The organism is Pseudomonas sp. NFPP25 (assembly GCF_900116505.1).
GTDB classification, from domain to species: domain Bacteria; phylum Pseudomonadota; class Gammaproteobacteria; order Pseudomonadales; family Pseudomonadaceae; genus Aquipseudomonas; species Aquipseudomonas protegens.
Genome location: NZ_FPBG01000005.1, coordinates 108,618 through 122,464 on the forward strand (window position 1 = coordinate 108,618; position 13,847 = coordinate 122,464).

A 13,847-nucleotide genomic window follows, 5' to 3' on the forward strand; every position below is an offset into this window, starting at 1 on the left:
TGTCGCGAGTGGCGTTGGCGGCCGATCTTAGCCGGTCGAGAAGGATAGTGGTGCTGTGGCGACATGAAGAACGCCGCCTGCCGTGCTGGCAGGCGGTGGGTTGGAGGGCCGGTGTCAGGCCGGTTGGGGCGCGGTATCGAGCTGGGCCCGGGCCTGATAGCTGGCGGGGCTGAAGATCCGGGTCAGGAACAGCATCGCCAGGACACCCACGATCAGCACCCACCAGGCGCTGACAAAGCTGCCGGTGACTTGCCGCAGCCAGCCGCTGAGCCATGGCGAGACGGCGTTGATCAGAAAGCCCACGCCCTGGACAAAAGCCGCCAGTTGCCCGGCTTCCCGAGGGTCGCGCCGGTGATCCAGGGTGAGGATCAGGCTCAGGGCAAAGCACGCTCCGAGGCCGAAGCCGATCAGCGCCACCCACAGGTGCGGGCTCTGCAAGGGCCACAGCACCAGCCCGAGAAAACCCGCGGCCTGGGCCGCGAGGCTGATGCCCAGCAGCGGGCGGCGGTCGCTGCTGCGCTGGGCCAGGGCCGGCATCAGCAGGGCGGCGCTGACTTGGAACAGGGTCATGAAGGCCAGCAGCGAACCGCTCTGGCTGGCGCTCCAGCCCATCTGCAGGTAGTAGGCCGGCAGCCAGGCGACCATGCTCATGTAGCCGCAGTTCACCAGGCCGAAATACAACGCCAGCAGCCAGGCGCGGCGGTTGTTCCAGAGCCCGGCCAGGGGAGCCGGGCTACCGTTGCGGCGGCCGGCCCCCAGGGGCAGGCAGGCCCAGAGCAGCAGCGCCGCCATCGCCGGTAGCAGCCAGACGCCAAGCCCCGCCTGCCAGTTGGCGAAGTGGCTGGCCACCTGCGGGCTGAGCAGGGCGGCAATGCCGCCACCGCCCATCAGCGAGGCCGAGTAGACGCCCATGGCCAGGGCCACCCGGTGCTGGAACTGGCGCTTGATCAACGCCGGTACCAGGGCCTGGATCAAGGACACCCCGGCGCCGCCGAGCAGGGCGGTGGCGAGCAAGGCCGCGGCCTGGCCGAAGAACAGCCGCACCAGGCAGGCCAGCAGCACCAGCAGCAAGCCCAGGGAAACGCCCCGACGCTCGCCCAGGCGGGCTTCGATGCGTACACCGAGCAAGGCCACCAGGCCCATGCAGATCACCGGCAGGCTTGTGAGCCAGGCGCTGCTCTGGAAGCTCATGCCGGTGGCGCCGCGGATCTCGTTGAGCAGCGGGCTGACCGAGCTGAGGATCGGCCGCAGGTTCAGCCCCAGGCACACCAGCAGGGCCCAGCCGGCCCAGCGCTGGAAGGTGGATTCAGTTCGCTGCATGACGCTCCTGCCAATCCTGGTAGAGGGCGCTCATCGCTGCCTGGGGCAGGTGCAGCACCGGCAGGCGCTGGGCTTCCAGGGGCTTGCTCAGTTGCTGGTAGATGGCCGCGGTGGACAGGCCGAACGGCTCAGCTTGCTCATTGCTGGCAGCGAATACCGCGCGGGACACGCCGCACAGGTACATGGCGGCCAGGCACATGGGGCAGGGCTGGCCGCTGGCGTAGATCACGCAATCATCCAGGCGCGGGCCCAATTGCCTGCTGGCGGCGCGGATGGCCAGCATCTCGGCGTGGGCGGTGGGGTCCTGGCTGAGGTGGATTTCATTCACCGCCTCGGCCAGTACCCGGCCGTTGCGCACCAGCAATGCGCCGAACGGGCGGCCGCCCTGTTCGACATTGCGCCGGGCCAGTGCCACGGCCTGTTGCAGGTAGTGTTGATCGTCGTGCATGCAAGGTTCCTTCAAAAGAGGGGCGGGCTCAGGCAGCGCCGGCATCGCGCAGCAGCTTGGCGATGGCGCCCTGGCCACGGCGCTCGGCCTGTTGCAACGGGCTGAGGCCGGCGCGGTCCGGCAGGTTCAGGTCGGCGCCGGCGGCAATCAGTTGGGCGACGATCTGTTGGTGCGCCGGGCCGCCGTCGGACAGCACTATGGCTTCCATCAGGCAGGTCCAGCCCAGGTGGTTGACGTGGTCCAGCTCGACGCCGGCCTCGATCAGCAGGCGCACGGTTTCCACGTGGCCGCGTTCGCAGGCCGGGATCAGCGCGGTGCCGCCGTAGCGGTTGGTGCTCTTGAGGTCGGCGCCGTGGGCCAGGGTCAGCTTGAGGATTTCGTTGTGACCGCTGGCGCCGGCCAGCAGGTAGGGGCTGTCCTGGATCAGGTTCTTGCGGTTGACGTCGGCCCCGGCCTCGATCAGCGCCCGGGCGATGTCGATGCGGTTGTCCCGGGTGGCCACCAGCAGCGGGCTGCTGCCGTCCAGGCCACGGCCATCGAGCGCCGCGCCTTGCTCAAGCAACTGTTGCACCTGTTGCAGTTGCCCCTTGCGTACCGCTTCCAGCAACGCGCCATCGCTGGCCATGACCACCCCCGCAGTGAACAGGCCGGCGGCGATCAGGCCGCGTTTGAGAAAACGCTTGAGTTGCATGAGAACCTCCCGTTCCGGCTGATGAAAGGGAAGTATGGTGACGGCGCTGGGTATTCTGAAATTAAATATAATCATGCCAACCAGTGGTAGTCAGGATGGTAGGTCAACATGTTGGATCCGGTGTTGTTACGCAGTTTTGTCGCGGTCGCCGACAGCCAGAACTTCACCCGCGCCGCCGAGCGCCTGCACCTCACCCAGTCCACTGTGAGCCAGCAGGTGCGGCGCCTGGAAGAGAGCCTGGGCTGCCAGTTGCTGGACCGTGACCAGCGCCGGGTGGTGGCCACGGTGGAGGGCGAGCGGCTGCTGGCCTACGCCCGGCGCATCCTGGCGCTGCATGAAGAGGCCAGCGATATGCTGGTCAACCAGCGCGGCGAAGAGGTCCTGCGCCTCGGGGTGCCGGAAGATTTCGCCGCCGAGCGCCTGATGCCCATGCTCTCGCGCTTTGGCCTGGATTACCCGGCAGTGCGCCTGGAGGTCAGCAGCGGCCTGGGCCCTGAGCTGTTGCGCCAGTACCGGCGGGGTGAGTTCGACCTGCTGCTGGTCAAGCAGATGGGCCACAGCGATGACTGCGTGGACTCCTGGCCCGAGCCGCTGTGCTGGGTCGATAGCGTTCGCCAGCCCGCCTTTGGCCGCGATCCGCTGCCTTTGGTGGCGTTCCCGGTGGGCGGCCTGTACCGCCAGGAAATGCTCCATCACCTGGAGGTCGGAGGCTGGCCGTGGCGCATCGCCTATTCCAGCGCCAGCCTGGCCAGCGTCTGTTCGGCGGTGGCGGCGGGCCTGGGCATCAGCCTGTTGCCGGTACGGGTGCTGGGCAAGGGGCATCGCGTGCTCGACGCCGACAGCGGTTTGCCGGACATCCAGGGCGTGCGCCTGGCGTTGTACGCCGGCAGTGGCTTGAGCCGGGCCGGCAAGGAGCTACAGGAACAGTTGCGGGCAGTGGCAAGCGTCAAGCCGCAAGTGGCTAGGCGATAACTGTCTGCTGGTTGGCCAGGTTCGTCTGCACCAGGGCTGTACAGGCCGATCATCCGGGGGGCGAGTTGCGGAACAGCTTCGTCTAGCCGTCGCGCGTTCGATAACAGGCGGCCGCCGGGATCTCATCGCCTCATGCCGGTAGCACAGTGCCCCAGCGGCCCTGGAATGCCCCTTCACAAGATTGTTCAGCAGCGCAAGGGCTGATCTTGAGGGGGCGCTGCTGCTTGGAGAGCTGTTCCATCCCCCGCCAAGCGTCTTGTTTCGATGCTTTGCAGGAATATTTTCGATGCCCGCAAGGCATGGTGTTTTTCCCTCTTGGCTGCAGCCCTTGAACCACGGGGCCTGGGGCTTTTTCGCGAAATCATGTATTCGATTTCGATCTATCTATAACTTGAAAGATTACTTTAAGAGATAAGCACGGGGCACTGATCATTGACCCCGCGGCACCGTTGCGTGGGGGCAGTTCAAACGCCGGTGCCGGGTTTTTCAAAAGATCGTAGGGAGTGAATCCATGGGCAATGTCCAGACCGCCGCCAGTGCACACGAGGTGCTGTGGCGCCAGGCACCGAGCGGCGAGTTGGTCGACCTCGGCCGGCCTCACCGCTTGCCGCTGGGCCAATTGCGTCTGCAACGCACGCCCAAGGGGATATTGCGTCGCCGTGAGGCCATCATCCTCGGCGCCGCGGCCCTGGTACTGCACGCGGCAGTGATCTACTGGCTGAGCCAGAAGCCGACCCCGGTGCTGCCGATCGTGCCGCCGGAAATCCCGCCCATGACCATCGAGTTCTCGCGCCCGGCGCCGCCGGTGGTCGAGCCCCCACCGCCACAACCGGTACAGCCGGTGGTGGAGCCGCCACCTCCGGTGGAGGACGAGCTGGCCGTGAAGCCGCCACCGCCCAAGCCGGTGCCCAAACCCAAACCCAAGCCGGTGCCCAAGCCCGAGCCGAAACCTGCGCCCAAACCGGTGCAGCAGACTCCGGCGCCGCCACAGCCCGCGGCCCCGGTAGCCGCTCCGGCTCCGCCCGCGCCCGCGGCCCCGGCGCCCGTGACCCCGGCTTCGGCGAATGCCGCGTACTTGAAGAACCCGGCGCCGGAATATCCGTCGCTGGCCCAGCGTCGCGGTTGGGAAGGCACGGTGCTGCTGCGGGTGCATGTACTGGCCAGCGGCAAGCCGGGCGAGATCCAGATCCAGAAGAGCAGTGGTCGCCAGCAACTCGATGATGCGGCCCTGGCCGCGGTCAAGCGCTGGAGTTTCGTCCCTGCCAAGCAGGGCGACGTGGCCCAGGACGGCTGGGTCAGCGTACCCATAGATTTCAAGATTCATTGAGCCGCAAGGCCGATCAACCAACACGCGCTAAACGCTTACACAGAGGGAACACATCATGACGTTACTGGCATCTCCACTGGAATCCATCGAAAGCGCGGTGATCTGGCTGTTGGTGGTCTTCTCCGTCGCCACTTGGGGCCTGGCCCTGGTCAAGGGCGTGCAGTTCGCCCGCCTCAAGTCCCAGGATCGCAAGTTCCACAATCAGTTCTGGGCAGCGTCCAGCCTCGACTCCGCTGCCTCGTTGAGTGAAACCCAGCCCGGCGCGGCGGCCCGGGTGGCCCAGGCCGGCTATGCGGCGATCCAGGTTGGCGAAGCGCCCCACGCGGCGGACCTGAGCCAGGCAATCAACCACCAGGACCGTCTCGAACGTGCCCTGCGCCAGCAGATCGTGCGTGAGCGTCGTTCCCTGGAAACCGGCCTGGCGGTGGTTGCCAGTATCGGCAGCACCTCGCCCTTCATCGGCCTGTTCGGCACCGTGTGGGGGATCATGGAAGCCTTGAAAGGCATCAGCGCTGCTGGTTCGGCGAGCCTGGAAACCGTGGCCGGTCCCATTGGCGCAGCCCTGGTGGCGACGGGGGTGGGGATCGCCGTCGCAGTGCCGGCGGTGCTGGTCTACAACTACTTCCTGCGGCGCCTGAAGCTCACGGCCGCGGACCTGGACGACTTCGCCCACGACTTCTACAGCCTGGCGCAGAAGAACTCCTTCCGCGTGCTGATCCACCCGAGCGTGCACAAGGCCGCGGCCCAGGGCAGCCCGCAAAAAGTGAAGGAGGCGTCCTGACATGGCCTTTTCCACCCAAGACAGCGATGAAGTGCTGAGCGAGATCAACGTCACGCCGCTGGTGGACGTGATGCTGGTGCTGCTGGTGGTGTTCATCGTCACCGCGCCGCTGCTGACCAACGCCATTCCGATCAACCTGCCCAAGACCGAGGCCGTGGCCCCGGTGGAGCAGAAAGACCCGCTGGTGGTGAGCATCGACGGTGCCGGCAAACTCTTTATCAACAAGGACGAGATCCAGCCGGACCTGCTGGAAACCAACTTGCAAGCGGCCAAGGCCAAGGACCCGCAAGTGCGGGTCCAGCTGCAGGCCGACGATGGCGTCAACTACGGCGAAGTGGCCCGGGCCATGGCGTCCATCGAGCGTGCGGGCATCACCAAACTGTCGGTGATTACCGCGCGCTGAGACCGAGCAACAACGCCACGACTTTTCAGGCCGTCTCCTTGGCAGGGTGCGGCCTTTTTTTTGCCTGGCGAAAAAGCCCCCGCAAGAACACCACCGTAATCGCGCCAGCCGTAGGCGCTGGCTTGCCAGCAAAGGCGTCCTTGAGCGCGGTGCAAGGCTTGCGGGCCCCTTCGCCGGCAAGCCGGCTCCTACAAGAACACCGCCGTAATCGCGCCAGATGTAGGCGCTGGCTTGCCAGCGAAGACGTCCTTGATCGCGGTGCAAGGCTTGCGGGCCTCTTCGCCGGCAAGCCGGCTCCTAAGGAGGCCGGGGGAAGTTTTATATTCGTTTAAGGTATTAATAAATAGCTTCTTATTCCTTAACGAATATAAATCCCCTCCCTATACTCGTCCGGGAACAGACACGCAGCAGGAGAGTTCCCCATGCGCAACGAATCCATTCGCTACTTGATTGTGCCGGGCTGGCAAGGATCGCCAGAAGATCATTGGCAAACCCACTGGCAGAACAGCCTGCCCAACAGCGCGCGGGTGGAGCAGGCCGACTGGCTGACGCCGCGCCGCGAAGATTGGGTGGCGGCCCTGGCCGAGGCCATTGCCGCCGACGACACTCCGGTGATCCTGATTGCCCACAGCCTGGGTTGCATTACCGTGGCTCATTGGGCCGCGCGCGCGCCCGTAGCGGCCCTGCGCCAGGTGCGCGGTGCGTTGCTGGTGGCCCCGGCGGACGTCGAGCGCCCGGCCTGTGCCCCGGCGCTGCGCAATTTCGCGCCGATCCCCCGGCACCTGCTGCCGTTCCCCAGCCAAGTGGTCAGCTCGGATAACGACAGTGCCGTGAGCGCGCCGCGGGCCCTGGAGCTGGCCCGTGACTGGGGCGCCGAAGCCGGGATCCTGGCCGGCGCCGGCCATATCAACGTCAAGTCCGGCCACCATCGCTGGGAGCAGGGTTTCGCCTATCTGTACCGCTTGCAGAACCGCATGGAACAACACGCCCTGCGTCGTGCCTGATCGTCCTTTTTTCGTTTAAACGCCCCGTCCCCCGGCGGTCTGGGGCGGGAGCCTGCCATGAGTGCCCATACCCCATTCGGTCAGCCGTTGCTGACCTTTCCCGATGCCGAGAAAAGCCCCCTGAGCATCCGCGCCAAGGCGCTGGTGTTCGTCGACCCGCGCTCGCGGCAGTTGCGCGAAGAGCTGGAGCAACTGGCGCCGCGTTCGGTTTCGGTACTGATCCGTGGCGAAACCGGCACCGGCAAGGAGCTGCTGGCCCGGCACATCCACCGTGCCAGCGATCGCAGTGGCCTGTTCGTCTCGGTGAACTGCGGCGCCATCAGCCCGACCTACGCCGACGCCGAACTGTTCGGTTATGCCGCCGGCAGTTTCAGCGGTTCGGCCAGCAGCCGCGCCGGCTGGTTCGGCTCGGCCAACGGCGGGACCCTGTACCTGGATGAAATCGGCGACCTGCCGCTGCCGATCCAGACCAAGCTGCTGGCCGCCCTGGAGAACCACGAAGTGACCCGGGTCGGCGCCCAGCAACCGAGCCCGGTGGACGTGCGCCTGGTGGCGGCCACCAGCATCGACCTGGCCCAGGCGGTGGCGGCGGGCAAGTTTCACGAGCGCCTGTATCGCTACCTCAGCGAAGGCCAGCTGGAACTGCCGGCGCTGCGGGAACGGGTGGGAGACATCGAGTCCCTGGCCGAATACTTCCTCGGCATCTACAGCCAGCGCCTGGACCTGCCGGTGCCGCTGATCAGCGAAGCCGCGCAGCAGGCCCTGAATCGCCACAGCTGGCCGGGCAACACCCGGGAGCTGGAGAACGTCATCCACTTTGCGCTGCTGGTCAGCAGCGGCGAGGAGATACTGCCCGAGCACCTCAACCTGCCGCCGACGCCCTCGCCGCTGGAGCAGATCCAGCAGTTGTTGCAGCAGATCGCCGAGATCGGATCCGCTGTCGAGCGCCAGGCGCTGCACCAGTTGCTGCAACGCACCGCCCTGACCTGAAACCCCGGCCACCGTAGGAGTTGGCTTGCCAGCGAAGGCCTCCGCTAGGGCGACGTAGGGCCGGAGGGCCTCTTCGCCGGCAAGGCTGGCCCGGCAGGTGGGAAATCGCAGGCTAGAGCGCCGGGAGGCTGTATGAACAAAATGGAATATGAACGTGAATAAAAGATATTGTTCGGGAATAAAAAATCTCGGTATTGTCCGCCTCACGCCAGCAGTGGCACTTCACTGGCACCTCAATCAGTTCCCTATTTGAAGCCGTCGTCGACCTCGACACCTAAGGACCTTGCATGAAAAAAGTTCTGTTGTTCACCGCACTGGCGGCAGCCCTGAGCGCAGGTATCGCCCAGGCTGGCGAGAAGCTGGTGGTCGCTGCGACCCCGGTGCCCCACGCCGAGATCCTCGAGCTGATCAAGCCGACCCTGGCCAAGGAAGGCGTGGACCTGGAAATCAAGGTCTTCACCGACTACGTGCAGCCCAACGTGCAGGTCGACCAGAAGCGCCTGGACGCCAACTACTTCCAGACCCTGCCCTACCTGAAAAGCTTCAACGAAGGCAAAGGCACCCACCTGGAAACCGTGATCGGCGTGCACGTCGAACCTTTCGGCGGTTACTCGAAGAAGGTCAAGACCCTGGCCGAGCTGAAAGATGGCGCAACCATCGCCATCCCCAACGAAGGCAGCAACAGCGGCCGCGCCCTGATCCTGCTGCAGAAGGCCGGCCTGATCGAGCTCAAGGACCCGAAGAACGCCGTGGCCACGCCCAAGGACATCGCCAAGAACCCGCACAACTTCAAGTTCAAGGAACTTGAGTCGGCCATGCTGCCGCGGGTCCTGGACCAGGTTGACCTGGACATGATCAACACCAACTACGCTCTGGAAGCCGGCCTGAACCCGGCGAAGGATGCGCTGATCATCGAAGGTTCCGATTCGCCTTATGTGAACTACCTCGTGGCCCGCCCGGACAACAAGGACAGCCCGGCCATCCAGAAGTTGGCCAAGGCCCTGACCAGCCCGGAAGTCAAAGCCTTCATCGAGAAAAAATACAGCGGCGCAGTACTGCCGGCGTTCTGATGAACTAGGCTACTGACGCGACAAACCCCTTCAAGGTTTAAACGCCGACGGCTAGCGCAGCGTCGGCGTTTTTTATTGCGCCGGAAAAAACCGTAGGAGCCGGCGCCTACACAGGGGCGTTTTGGGCGGTGGGCTGGGTGGCCCGGCGCAGGGCCGCCAGCCATTTCATCAGTTCATGGGGGTCCAGGGGTTGCGGGGTCTTTGCATCGGCCATGGTGGTCGTCCTTGAGAAGTGCAGCGTCCAGTGGGGCTGTTCGAGCGCGAAAGAACCCGGCAGGCCCGGCAGAGAAGGTAGTAGCTGGGCGCCAGCCCGGCAAATCCGCGGGTTAGGTTTTTGGGTGATATCAATATGCCTTAACGGTATTTAAATTCTGCTTTTTATAGCTATAAAGTCGCGGCAGCCGGGCGGTTACCCATCGCCCCATGGACTGCACCACCGCCGCTGTACCCCAGCGGCGTCCAGGACTTTCAATGACCCTCGATTACGCTTTTATCCTCAGCACCTTGCCGGCCTTTCTCAAGGCCGTTGGGGTAACCCTGCAGGTCGGCCTGATCGCCATCGGCACTTCCCTGCTGGTGGCCCTGATCAACGCCACGCTCCTGGTATTTCGCACCCCTTACCTGCACCGGCTGATCGGCCTGTACGTGGAACTGGCGCGCAATACACCGTTGCTGATCCAGCTGTTCTTCGTCTACTTCGCCTTGCCGGCCCTGGGGATCAAGGTCTCCGGCTTCACCGCGGCGATCATCACCATGACTTTTCTTGGCGGCGCCTACCTCACCGAGGTGCTGAGGGCCGGCGTGGAAGCCGTACCCCAGGCGCAGCTGGAGTCGGGGCGCTCCATCGGCCTGTCGCAGTGGCAGTTGCTGCGCTACGTGATCCTGCCCCAGGCCGGGATCCTCAGCCTGCCATCGCTGTTCGCCAATTTCATTTTCCTGCTCAAGGAAACCACCGTGGTCTCGGCGGTGGCAGTGCCGGAAATTCTCTACACCACCAAGAGCTACATCGCCCTGTACTACAAGACCTACGAAATGCTCGCGGTGCTGACGCTGATCTGTGTGCTGTTGTTCCTGCCCCTGTCGCTGTTGCTCAGCCGTCTGGAAAGGAGGTTGCAGCATGGCCAGTTCGGGTCTTGAGCTGTTGCTGGTGTCCCTGCCGCAACTGGCCAGGGGCGCTGCGCAGACCTTGTCGATTTCCTTGCTGAGCATTGCCTTCAGCACCCTGGGCGGCGTGCTCTATGGCGTGCTGCGCAGCCTGCAGCGCAAGGTGCTGGACGTGCCGCTGCGGATCTACCTGGAGCTGTTCCGGGCGATTCCGGTGCTGGTCTGGCTGTACCTGCTGTTCTTCGGTTTTCCGATCTTCTTCGGCCTCAGCATTCCCAGCTTCACCTGCGCGGTGCTGGTGCTCTCGCTGTGGGGCGCCAGCGAGGTCGGCGAGGTGGTGCGCGGGGCGCTGCAGTCCCTGCCCCGGGGCCAGCGTGAGGCAGGGCTGTCCATCGGCCTTTCCGGTGCCCAGTTGTACGGCTACGTATTGCTGCCCCAGGCGCTGAAACGCATGACGCCACCGACCATCAACGTCTACACGCGGATCATCAAGACCAGTTCCCTGGCGGTGCTGATCGGCGTGGTGGACGTGATCAAGGTCGGCCAGCAGATCATCGAGCGCACCTACGAGTCGGTGCTGATCTACGGCGTGCTGTTTCTGTTTTTCTTCTTTATCTGCTACCCGTTGTCAGCCGCCTCCCGCGTGCTGGAACGGCGCTGGACGCAAGCATGAGCGCATTGATCGAGTTCCAGGGTTTCAACAAGTTCTTCGGCCCGCAGCAGGTGCTCAAGGAGGTCGACCTCTGCGTGGCGGCGGGTGAGGTGATCGTCATCCTCGGCCCCAGCGGCTGCGGCAAGAGCACCTTGCTGCGCTGCCTCAACGGCCTGGAAACCGCCCACAGCGGCCACCTGCGTTTTGCCGGGCGCGAGCTGCTGAGCCCCGCCACCGACTGGCGCCAGGTGCGCCAGCAGATCGGCATGGTGTTCCAGAGCTATTACCTGTTTCCCCACATGAACGTGCTGGACAACATCCTCCTGGGGCCGCTCAAGGTGCAAAAGCGCGAGCCCCGGGAAGCCCGGGCCCAGGCCGAGGCGCTGCTGGAACGGGTGGGCCTGCTGGACAAGCGCGAGGCCTTTCCCCGGCAGCTTTCCGGCGGCCAGCAGCAACGCATCGCCATCGTCCGTTCGTTGTGCATGAACCCCCAGGTGATGCTGTTCGACGAGGTCACCGCGGCCCTAGACCCGGAGATGGTCAAGGAAGTGCTGCAAGTGATCCAGGGCCTGGCCCGCGACGGCATGACCCTGTTGATTGTCACCCATGAAATGGCCTTCGCCCGGGCCGTGGCCGACCGTGTCGTGTTCATGGACGGCGGGCGCATCGTGGAACAGAACACCCCCGAGGCTTTCTTCACGAACCCGCAGAGCGCACGCGCGCAGCAGTTCCTGGAGAAGTTCTCCTTCGTTGAAGCACTGCCCAAGAAAGCCCCTAAAAAGGAACTGGAGCTCTTATGAAAACTGCCAAGTCTTCGCTGTTGTTACTGCCGCTGTTCGGTCTGGCCCTGCTGGCCGGCTGCGATAAATCCAATGATGCACCCAAGCCTGCGGCCACGGCCGCCAGCGCCGCGCCGGCGGCCGGCTACCTGGACAAGATCAAGGCCCGGGACAAGCTGATCGTCGGTGTATTCACCGACAAGCCGCCGTTCGGTTTCGTCGATGAAACCGGGCGCTACGTGGGCTTCGATACCGACATCGGCCGGCAATTCGCCAAGGACCTGTTGGGGGACGAGAACAAGGTTGAATTCGTCGCCGTGGAGCCGGCCAGCCGTATTCCGTTCCTGCAGAGCGACAAGGTCGACCTGATCCTGGCCAACATGACCGTGACCCCGGAGCGCAAGGAAGCGGTGGAGTTCACCAACCCCAACCTCAAGGTGGCGGTCCAGGCCCTGGTGCCTGAAGGCAGTGCAGTGAAGAGCCTGGATGACCTGGCGAGCCGCACCACCATCGTCACCACCGGCACCACCGCGGACATCTGGCTGACCCAGAACCACCCGGACTGGAAACTGCTCAAGTTCGAGAAGAACACCGAGTCCCTGCAAGCCCTGGCCAACGGTCGCGGTGACGCCTATGCCCAGGACAACCTGATTCTGTTCAGTTGGTCCAAGCAGAACCCGGGCTACCGCGTATTGCCCCAGACCCTGGGCGAACAGGCGCCGATTGCCCCGGCGGTGAAGAAAGGCAACATCGAACTGCGGGACTGGGTGAATGCCGAACTGGCCAAACTGGGCGAAGAGAAATACCTGCTCAAGCTGTATGACCAGTACGTGCGCAAGGAACTGAGCGACGACACCAAGCCCGAGAGCGTGATTGTCGAAGGCGGCAAGTGGCAGGGCTGATCCTGCCCGACCTGTAGGAGCTGGCTTGCCAGCGAAGGCGTCCGTGAGGACGGTGCGGGGCTTGAGGGCCTCTTCGCCAGCAAGCTGGCTCCTACGGGGGGCATGGCAGTCGGGGCCGGCGGGGAGGGGTCAATCGGGCCAGTTCCACGCCGGTTCGTCCAGCATGCGCTGGCCGACGATGCCGGTCTGGCCCAGTTGTTTCTCCAGCACGATGCAGTTGCATTCGGGGTCTTGCTGCAAGGCTGCGATCAGCCGCCGGGCGTGGGACACCACCCACACCTGGCACTGCTGCGAGGCGCGAATGATCAGGCGCGCCAGGGCCGGCAACAGGTCCGGGTGCAGGCTGGTCTCCGGTTCGTTGAGCACCATCAGGGTCGGTGGTCGTGGGGTCAGCAGGGCCGCTACCAGCAACAGGTAGCGCAAGGTGCCGTCGGACAGTTCCGCGGCCGACAACGGTCGCAACAGGCCTTCCTGATAGAACTGCACCCCGAACAGCCCCCCCGGAACGGCATCGATCTCCAGCCGCGACTCCGGGAAGGCATCGCTGATGGTTTCGTGCAATGCCTGTTGATCGCCCACTTCGATGATGGTCTGCAACGCGGCGGCCAGGTCCCGGCCATCGTGGTGCAGCACCGGGGTGCGGGTGCCCAGTTGTGGTCGGCGCGCGGGTGCCTGGCTGTCGGTGCGCAAGTGGTCATAAAAACGCCAGCCACGGATCTGCTCGCGCAGATGCAGGACCTCGGGCGATGAACTCAGGTTGCCCACCCGGTCGAACAGGCTGTCGCCGCTGCTCGTGTGCTGCGCCAGCACCTCCCATTGGCGGCCCGCACGGGCTCGTATCATCGGGCCCTGGCGGTCCACCAGGGCACTGGCCGAGCGGTACAGGGGCCCGCCCCAGATGCTCTCGCGCTTGATCCACGGGTCGAGAGTGAAGCGCGAGGCAATCGGCGAACTGTGCCCGGGCAACATGAAATGGCCGCTGGAATCCGGCAGCCCCAGGCTGATCGCGTACCCGAAGTCCTCACCGGCAAAGCCCAGTTGCAGGCGTCTGGCGGCCTTGCGCGGCCCGCCCTGGATCGGCACCTCGCCCTGGCTCATGCGTCGGCTGATCTGTTCCGGCCCGGCCCAATACGTCGATTCCAGCCCGCCTTCCTTGGCCAGGGCGTTGACCACGCCGCCCTGGGCGGTCTCCGCCAGCAGGCGCAGGGCGCGGTACAGGTTGGACTTGCCGCTGCCGTTGGCGCCGGTGACCAGGTTCAGCCGACCCAGGGGGATCACCAGTTTGTTGATGGAGCGGTAGTTGGCCACCGCCAGGGTCTTGAGCATGCCGGGTCTCCTGTTGCGTGGTGCGCAGTGTGCCTGATTTGTGGAGCCGCAGCTTGCTTGCGGCGGCCCTCGAAACCG

Annotated in this window: 15 protein-coding genes; 11 read left to right on the top strand and 4 right to left on the bottom strand. The window is 64.9% G+C overall.

Annotated features, from left to right (window positions below; translation table 11 throughout):
* Positions 1 to 114: 114 nt before the first annotated feature.
* Genes BM382_RS20490 through BM382_RS20500 form a run of 3 tightly spaced genes read right to left on the bottom strand, consistent with a single transcriptional unit; the run spans position 115 to position 2,459 of the window.
* The gene (locus tag BM382_RS20490) at positions 115 to 1,320 is read right to left on the bottom strand and encodes a CynX/NimT family MFS transporter (protein WP_072443770.1); all 1,206 of its coding nucleotides are present in this window, start codon (positions 1,318 to 1,320) and stop codon (positions 115 to 117) included.
* Complete coding sequence (locus BM382_RS20495) at positions 1,307 to 1,768, bottom strand: nucleoside deaminase (RefSeq protein ID WP_011058602.1); 462 nt, start codon at positions 1,766 to 1,768, stop codon at positions 1,307 to 1,309. The genes BM382_RS20490 and BM382_RS20495 overlap by 14 nt, the downstream gene beginning before the upstream one ends.
* A gap of 28 nt (positions 1,769 to 1,796) precedes the next feature.
* A complete protein-coding gene (locus tag BM382_RS20500) occupies positions 1,797 to 2,459 on the bottom strand; it encodes an ankyrin repeat domain-containing protein (RefSeq protein ID WP_011058603.1) in 663 nt (220 codons plus the stop codon).
* A 108-nt stretch (positions 2,460 to 2,567) separates the two neighbouring features.
* Between BM382_RS20500 and BM382_RS20505 the strand changes: the two genes are divergently transcribed.
* The 11 genes from BM382_RS20505 to BM382_RS20555 all read left to right on the top strand — a co-directional run bounded on the left by BM382_RS20505 (position 2,568) and on the right by BM382_RS20555 (position 12,443).
* The gene (locus tag BM382_RS20505) at positions 2,568 to 3,431 is read left to right on the top strand and encodes a LysR substrate-binding domain-containing protein (RefSeq protein WP_011058604.1); all 864 of its coding nucleotides are present in this window, start codon (positions 2,568 to 2,570) and stop codon (positions 3,429 to 3,431) included.
* A 511-nt stretch (positions 3,432 to 3,942) separates the two neighbouring features.
* Entirely contained in the window at positions 3,943 to 4,758 is an 816-nt protein-coding gene (locus BM382_RS20510; protein WP_072443772.1) for an energy transducer TonB, read from the top strand.
* A 55-nt stretch (positions 4,759 to 4,813) separates the two neighbouring features.
* Positions 4,814 to 5,539 carry a MotA/TolQ/ExbB proton channel family protein gene (locus BM382_RS20515; RefSeq protein WP_011058606.1) on the top strand — a complete coding sequence of 242 codons (726 nt, stop codon included), beginning with the start codon at positions 4,814 to 4,816 and terminating at the stop codon, positions 5,537 to 5,539.
* Position 5,540: 1 nt separating this feature from the next.
* A complete protein-coding gene (locus tag BM382_RS20520; RefSeq protein ID WP_011058607.1) occupies positions 5,541 to 5,942 on the top strand; it encodes an ExbD/TolR family protein in 402 nt (133 codons plus the stop codon).
* Positions 5,943 to 6,364: 422 nt separating this feature from the next.
* On the top strand, positions 6,365 to 6,946 hold the full coding sequence (locus tag BM382_RS20525) for an alpha/beta hydrolase (RefSeq protein WP_011058608.1): 582 nt from the start codon (positions 6,365 to 6,367) through the stop codon (positions 6,944 to 6,946).
* Positions 6,947 to 7,003: 57 nt separating this feature from the next.
* Positions 7,004 to 7,936 (top strand): sigma 54-interacting transcriptional regulator, encoded by a 933-nt coding sequence (locus tag BM382_RS20530; RefSeq protein WP_011058609.1) that lies wholly within the window; start codon positions 7,004 to 7,006, stop codon positions 7,934 to 7,936.
* Positions 7,937 to 8,223: 287 nt separating this feature from the next.
* Entirely contained in the window at positions 8,224 to 9,006 is a 783-nt protein-coding gene (locus BM382_RS20535; protein ID WP_011058610.1) for a MetQ/NlpA family ABC transporter substrate-binding protein, read from the top strand.
* A 471-nt stretch (positions 9,007 to 9,477) separates the two neighbouring features.
* Positions 9,478 to 10,143, top strand: a complete 666-nt coding sequence (locus BM382_RS20540) for an amino acid ABC transporter permease (RefSeq protein WP_011058611.1) — start codon at positions 9,478 to 9,480, stop codon at positions 10,141 to 10,143.
* On the top strand, positions 10,124 to 10,783 hold the full coding sequence (locus tag BM382_RS20545; RefSeq protein ID WP_011058612.1) for an amino acid ABC transporter permease: 660 nt from the start codon (positions 10,124 to 10,126) through the stop codon (positions 10,781 to 10,783). The genes BM382_RS20540 and BM382_RS20545 overlap by 20 nt, the downstream gene beginning before the upstream one ends.
* Positions 10,780 to 11,562, top strand: coding sequence for an amino acid ABC transporter ATP-binding protein (locus BM382_RS20550; protein ID WP_072443773.1), 783 nt, complete (start codon positions 10,780 to 10,782; stop codon positions 11,560 to 11,562). The genes BM382_RS20545 and BM382_RS20550 overlap by 4 nt, the downstream gene beginning before the upstream one ends.
* Complete coding sequence (locus BM382_RS20555; RefSeq protein ID WP_011058614.1) at positions 11,559 to 12,443, top strand: transporter substrate-binding domain-containing protein; 885 nt, start codon at positions 11,559 to 11,561, stop codon at positions 12,441 to 12,443. The genes BM382_RS20550 and BM382_RS20555 overlap by 4 nt, the downstream gene beginning before the upstream one ends.
* A 129-nt stretch (positions 12,444 to 12,572) precedes the next feature.
* On the opposite strand, the gene BM382_RS20560 is transcribed toward BM382_RS20555, so the two are convergent.
* Entirely contained in the window at positions 12,573 to 13,769 is a 1,197-nt protein-coding gene (locus BM382_RS20560; RefSeq protein ID WP_011058615.1) for an AAA family ATPase, read from the bottom strand.
* Positions 13,770 to 13,847: the final 78 nt, after the last annotated feature.

What these genes read in the sequence shown, in the direction of transcription:
- BM382_RS20490 (WP_072443770.1), bottom strand. Translation starts at nt 1,320, where the DNA reads ATGCAGCGAACTGAATCCACCTTCCAGCGCTGGGCCGGCTGGGCCCTG.
- BM382_RS20495 (WP_011058602.1), bottom strand. Translation starts at nt 1,768, where the DNA reads ATGCACGACGATCAACACTACCTGCAACAGGCCGTGGCACTGGCCCGG.
- BM382_RS20500 (WP_011058603.1), bottom strand. Translation starts at nt 2,459, where the DNA reads ATGCAACTCAAGCGTTTTCTCAAACGCGGCCTGATCGCCGCCGGCCTG.
- BM382_RS20505 (WP_011058604.1), top strand. Translation starts at nt 2,568, where the DNA reads ATGTTGGATCCGGTGTTGTTACGCAGTTTTGTCGCGGTCGCCGACAGC.
- BM382_RS20510 (WP_072443772.1), top strand. Translation starts at nt 3,943, where the DNA reads ATGGGCAATGTCCAGACCGCCGCCAGTGCACACGAGGTGCTGTGGCGC.
- BM382_RS20515 (WP_011058606.1), top strand. Translation starts at nt 4,814, where the DNA reads ATGACGTTACTGGCATCTCCACTGGAATCCATCGAAAGCGCGGTGATC.
- BM382_RS20520 (WP_011058607.1), top strand. Translation starts at nt 5,541, where the DNA reads ATGGCCTTTTCCACCCAAGACAGCGATGAAGTGCTGAGCGAGATCAAC.
- BM382_RS20525 (WP_011058608.1), top strand. Translation starts at nt 6,365, where the DNA reads ATGCGCAACGAATCCATTCGCTACTTGATTGTGCCGGGCTGGCAAGGA.
- BM382_RS20530 (WP_011058609.1), top strand. Translation starts at nt 7,004, where the DNA reads ATGAGTGCCCATACCCCATTCGGTCAGCCGTTGCTGACCTTTCCCGAT.
- BM382_RS20535 (WP_011058610.1), top strand. Translation starts at nt 8,224, where the DNA reads ATGAAAAAAGTTCTGTTGTTCACCGCACTGGCGGCAGCCCTGAGCGCA.
- BM382_RS20540 (WP_011058611.1), top strand. Translation starts at nt 9,478, where the DNA reads ATGACCCTCGATTACGCTTTTATCCTCAGCACCTTGCCGGCCTTTCTC.
- BM382_RS20545 (WP_011058612.1), top strand. Translation starts at nt 10,124, where the DNA reads ATGGCCAGTTCGGGTCTTGAGCTGTTGCTGGTGTCCCTGCCGCAACTG.
- BM382_RS20550 (WP_072443773.1), top strand. Translation starts at nt 10,780, where the DNA reads ATGAGCGCATTGATCGAGTTCCAGGGTTTCAACAAGTTCTTCGGCCCG.
- BM382_RS20555 (WP_011058614.1), top strand. Translation starts at nt 11,559, where the DNA reads ATGAAAACTGCCAAGTCTTCGCTGTTGTTACTGCCGCTGTTCGGTCTG.
- BM382_RS20560 (WP_011058615.1), bottom strand. Translation starts at nt 13,769, where the DNA reads ATGCTCAAGACCCTGGCGGTGGCCAACTACCGCTCCATCAACAAACTG.